The 3,412-nt window shown below is 54.5% G+C and carries 3 protein-coding genes; 1 reads left to right on the forward strand and 2 read right to left on the reverse strand.

From position 1 onward, the window contains the following. Nucleotides 1-239 precede the first annotated feature (239 nt). Both AC630_RS26910 and AC630_RS45655 read right to left on the reverse strand, forming a co-directional pair. On the reverse strand, nucleotides 240-656 hold the full coding sequence (locus AC630_RS26910) for a hypothetical protein (protein ID WP_143198343.1): 417 nt from the start codon (nucleotides 654-656) through the stop codon (nucleotides 240-242). A gap of 588 nt (nucleotides 657-1,244) precedes the next feature. Further along, nucleotides 1,245-1,718, reverse strand: a complete 474-nt coding sequence (locus AC630_RS45655; protein ID WP_167561292.1) for a hypothetical protein — start codon at nucleotides 1,716-1,718, stop codon at nucleotides 1,245-1,247. Between the two features lie 331 nt (nucleotides 1,719-2,049). Between AC630_RS45655 and AC630_RS44295 the strand changes: the two genes are divergently transcribed. After that, the coding region (locus AC630_RS44295; protein ID WP_208867053.1) for a sialidase family protein at nucleotides 2,050-3,412 on the forward strand (1,363 nt) is incomplete at its 3' end.

Raw genomic sequence — 3,412 nt, forward strand, 5'->3', positions numbered from 1 at the left:
CTTGGAGCCCATCGGAAACATCCCGCCGGCCGAAGCCGAGCAACGCTACTACGCCATGCTGGAACAATCGGCCATGGCGGCATAACTTAAACCAAATGGCCTCCGGCAAACCCGGGACGGTTCAGCTCTCAGTCCCGCACGCTTCTTCATGGTAAGAGTCACGGCTACCGAGCTTTGAAATGGTACTGCGTTGATTAGGGCCGTCAGAATATCGCGCTGTTCTCGCAGTTGGGCCGGCCTCAGTATCTGATCGGGGGCCATCCACGGGCCTTTCTGAGACGGCAAAGCACACGCAGTAGATAATGGCGTGACTTCTCGCTCACGATCATGACGGCGCTCTTGGGACCGACCAGTTTGATCTTGCGCGCTCCGGCTTGGGTGAGTCCGAGCAGAAATACGCGATACCTTCCTTTCGACGACAAGCTATATAGAGCGCGACGCAAATCCATCAGTTCAGCGAAGTCTGCCGGATCGTTCTCTCGAAGCCATGCGATCAGGTCAGTGCTAATGGCGTTTTGGATTCGCCGCTTGTATCCCGCCAAAGCCTTCGCGCCCAACGAAGGAGCTGGAGGAAAACGCAACAGGAACTCAGCGCGCGATACGGGACTTGTGTCGATTTCTGAATTCGTGTTTGCGTTCGCACTTAGATCGTTCACGGCAGTTCCCCCCCGTTGACGGAGAGCGGCCTCGTAGCGCTTCCGTTGATCTTCAGTGTAGACGCGAACTGGGCTTGCCGCTCCGTAAGTCCCACCTCGCAGCCCGCGCTCATGTTGAAGGTTGTTACCGCCATACCGATTCGTTGCCATCCCGCGAAGGTGCGAGGGATAGTTGCCCATAAGGCGTTCGTCGATGCTTGTAAGGTTTGGAAGGTTAAGAGCCGGATTGTTCCAGCGTGTCGGCCTTTGAGCCATGATATCTCCGTTCGTGCGAATGGGATGCAGCTTTGGCTGCCCGATGGAGATATTTAGAGGGGCTGCTTGTTGGGTTCCGCGCTTTGGGAGAATTATCGGTATCTGTGGCCGAGTTTGCTCCGATCTATCCCGGTAAGATGATTTTCGTTTTACCGAAATATCACTTGCGCCGTCGGGCAAAACAGTGGTTCATGGGATGCTGGTAGCCGCCATAGGGAGCCAGCACTGTGACCGACGACACGTCTTCAGAGCTTTCGAAGATCGCCAAGCTCAATGGTGATTTCAGGAGGAACTACGGAACGTTTCTTGGGGCGTTCCTGTATCTACGTTCCATCAGTGCCGCACGCGCGCGCTCTTGGTTTTGGGCCGGCCTTGCTTCGTTCGCCTGTTCCGCAACGCTCGCTTGGTTGACCCGGCACGGGTGGATTCCCCTAGTCTGACCTTAACATCCTCTGCCAGCGCTTCAAAAGTTGCGAAGCGAGCCGCGTGGTGACGTGTGAGAGAATCATCTGATAGCCAGACATAACGTCCAGCCTTGAGCCGGAAAGGCAGCAAGAGGTAGTCCTCGATCGCGTCATTCGCTGCATTCAAACGCAGCACTGCAAGCAGACCCGATCGAATCTGCCTCCGGTAGACCTTCCATTGTGGAGCATGGTCCGGCCCTCTCGTAGTCAATTGCCGAGCAGCGAGAAACGCGATCATGCGCTCGCCTTTGAGGTCAAGTCCAATGCCACCGTGAGTGCTCTCGACGGATAGTCCGAGGTTGACCTTCAGCACTTCGGCGAGCCGGCCCGCGTGCTCCGTCAATTCATCGGTCCAGCGCTTTTTCGTGTCGATCCAGTCGCAGTCGCGTGACGTTGTATACCCGCCATTCTAAGACGTTAATTGTGACCGGGCGCATGGGAGCCAATTCCAAATCGCTCGCTAGACGAGTATAAAGAATCTATACTCTCTCAGATAATTGTCACACCATCCCCTTTGATAGCGTTCAGGACGGACTATTTTGCCAGATCTCCGCCGCCTACTATCGCTCGTTGTTTGGGCCGTACTGATCTCTGGGTGTCACGCGGCTTCAGACAACAAATCGGCCCTTGACCAGCCGCTTTGGACACACGCCCTTAAGCTCAATTGGACTGAGTTGTCTTCCTATAAGAAGATCAATGCGATCAATTTCAGCTGGGACGATTATGCTTATCTTGCAATGGATGATGGCCTGGTATCTGTCAGCTCCGATCGGGGTAAGAATTTCGGAAAGCCAACGAAGATCCCCGTCGATGGCGACATACGCAGGATTTCTGCCAGTAACAAGGGAACAGTGCTGGCAGCTAATGCCAATGGTTACGCGATCAGCTTTGACCACGGCACAACGTGGGTTCCTTACGGCCTCGAGCCATCGGAGAAAGTAAGCACCTTCAGCACGCCCAACGATCATCCGGGAGTGGTGTGGGTGGAATTAGTAAAAAGCTATCCCGCCGGAGACAAAGGTGTCGGAGGCGTTCAATTACTGCGTTACACCCGCGATCGACCGGCTCCAGAACCACAAAAGCTCGACCAAGAGTTTGACCTTATCCGATCAACCGGCGATTTCACCGGTTGGGGCATTAAAGGTGCACAAATCTTTGTAACGCAGGATGGTGGTCGTGGTTGGCAGCTACATGGAACGCTGCCGCTTGCGGTGGGGGACACCGTCAGACAGGTTCAGCAATTCGGTGATCAACTGTCGGTCGGCTCGTCAAAGGGAAGACTCTTTTGGGTCGCAAACAAAATTTCCGAGCTACCTAGTATTCCAAGCGATCATCTTGTTACGGTTAGCTTTACCGGCGGCTATTCAGCTATGGCTGTCGCCACAAATAATGTTGTTCTGTATACAAGGGATTTTAGGTCTGAAACTTGGACCCAACGAATTGCCGAAACATCCGTCCAAAGCGCGATAGGTTGGGCCGGCGAGACCTTTCTCTTTCATGCGCAGAGCGGCCAACTGCGCTCCTTCGATGTTGGTTCGAAAAACGAGACGGTCGTTGTCGATGCGATGACCGGTGATGTGAAGCTGGCGGCCATGGACGACCTTGGCCGCGCAATCCTATCAACAACGATGGGAGAGCTTTTATCTAGCAATGACGCGGGCCGGAGCTGGGCAATTACGCTTCGAGTTCCAAGCCTTGGACCGATAGCTCTTGGCAAAGATGGCTTCGGTGTTGCAATCTCGCGAGATGCAGACGTTTTCCAGACGACGGACGGCGGACAAAGCTGGTCCCAAGTCAAGGTTGATCTGCCGGGCGCGGTGACAGCCATTGCCATTAGCGATCGATCCCATGCGGTTGCTCAGATCCGTCGAGGAGACGCATGGCGCTCGGATTATGTGCTCTATTCTATCGATGACGCCAAGTGGACTCCTCTACCGGGCAAAGCTGATTTTGGCTTGTTACGGTGGGGAGGACCGCAGCGACTATTTGGAATAAAGCCGGGAGGAGAAATTCAAATCAGTTTCGACGGAGGGCGAA

Origin of the sequence: Bradyrhizobium sp. AS23.2 (assembly GCF_001908185.1) — a bacterium.
GTDB lineage: Bacteria > Pseudomonadota > Alphaproteobacteria > Rhizobiales > Xanthobacteraceae > Bradyrhizobium.